We start from the raw sequence: 1809 nt of genomic DNA, 5'->3' as shown, positions 1-1809 counted from the left end.
ATTCAAGGAACAGTTATGACAACGGTTACCCCCCCTTATGATCGTCCCGGGCAGGTCTCCGGCCCTGATATCCCTCAGCCCGCCACCTCCGTGGCAAAGAATACCCGCCCGGCCCCACCTTCTCTCCTTCTGATGAGGACGGCCAGTCCCGCTCTGGTGGCTGGTTACCGGAATACTGTCGCCGGCAGTCCGGCGCAGCTTTCCGAATTCCTGGGCCGGGAGCTGGTTTTGCTTGCAGGGGAAGACCCGCGAAACTTCACCCCGGCTGAACTTCAGCAGGTCACCGAATACAATCTCGGCCTCCAGTTGCAGAAGCGGTACGACGTTTATCAGAAATATACCCAGGACCAGCCTCCGCTGACTGAAGCACAGTGGCGTGAAGCGAAGAGGCGCACTCATGGTCAGTTTATGAAGGCCCTGAAGCAGGTGAAAGATAAATACCCCGGACTGAAACATGTTGATGAAAATGTCTCACTGCTTCAGCAGCAGGCCACAAAGCAGAACCGGGTTATGGGGGACCCGCAGAACGTGGAAAATGCATTAAACAACCATCCCCGGCGCACTCCACCAGGGGGAGAGCAGGCTGCCAATGGTCTCAGCGATTTTCTGAACGATACCCCGGCAGGCAGACTCTGGCGCGATTACACTCTCCTGGGTAATCTTGTAAAGTTTTTTGCCGGGCATGATGGGCGCGTTGCCTTTACAGCGTCGGAAAAGAGCGTTTTTACCGGCCATTTCAGCCAGTGGAAGGACAAAGAGGTGGTCCCCGTCCTGAAGCGGGGACTGAACGCCCTTTTCGAAAAAGGGGCAAACCGGCTGAGTTTCGAAGACCGGGAGATACTCCAGAAAGGCAGGCTGGAGGTGGTCACGCCGGTGTTTGAATATAAGTATATGCCCACCCGGCCAACGCCCCTGTCGCCCGGGGATACCGGCCCTTCCCGACCAGCAGAAGGCGTGGATGATTCTTTGGTCCGTAAAGGCATCACTGAACCGGTCGCTGGCCAGCATGTCCTGGTAATCAAAGCGGAACATCAGGGAAAAACGCGTTTTTTCACGTTTTCCACATTATCGGAAGACCGGCATGAGCCGGTCAGGGTGTTTAATGACCTGGGGAAAAACAGCGGAGTGAAAACTGTACTGGCGGGAGCGTTTCAGCATTATCCTGAGTTACAGTCAGCCCTGCAGCAGTCCGAGTATAAAAACGAAGCTCCCCGTGCTGACCTGACCCGTATTACCTTTCGCCATGGAGGCCCCGTATTCCCGGCAAAACCCGGTCAGGATAATATCAGAGCCATTGCAGACTTTATGGCTGAAAAGGAGGTGGACAGACTGACGGCCCCGCTTCTGCAGGCGCAGCTGACACCGACCACAGCAGAGTCACTGGTAAAAGGACTGCTGGAATTTACCGCAGGCTTTATTCCCTTTGTGGACTGTGCAGGCAATCTTCGTGACGGGAATTATCAGGATGCAGCCCTGCCATGCGTCGTGGATGGTCTGCCAGTTGTGGGGGGCCTGGTGGCAAAAGGAGGAGCCAAAATACTCCGGGTGGCCAGGCGCTGGCGAACACCGCGCCCGGACTTACCGCCAGTTAATCCCCGTAAAACCGTCATTACCCAGCCAGAAAAGATGACCGCACCAGCGCCGGCAAAGCTACCGGAACACTCTCCGTCGGAAGTCCCTCCGCTGGCGAGAACTGAATCAAAACCTTCAGACAGGGCATGGAAACTGGGACCTGCGGACCCTGATAATGGGTATCAGCGTGTGGTGGGGACGATGCACCCGGAAGGTTACCCGCTATACGCACGAAAA

At 56.1% G+C, this 1809-nt stretch carries 1 protein-coding gene; it reads left to right on the top strand.

Annotated elements, in window-relative coordinates:
* Nucleotides 1-15: 15 nt before the first annotated feature.
* Nucleotides 16-1809: hypothetical protein (locus VGM55_RS08590; RefSeq protein WP_331635245.1), on the top strand; the 1794-nt coding region annotated here is incomplete at its 3' end.

It is taken from the genome of Cedecea sp. (assembly GCF_036500665.1).
In the GTDB taxonomy this organism is placed as follows: Bacteria; Pseudomonadota; Gammaproteobacteria; order Enterobacterales; family Enterobacteriaceae; genus Cedecea.
Note: the sequence above shows the minus strand (reverse complement) of the source record. Positions and strands in the feature narration are given on the sequence as shown.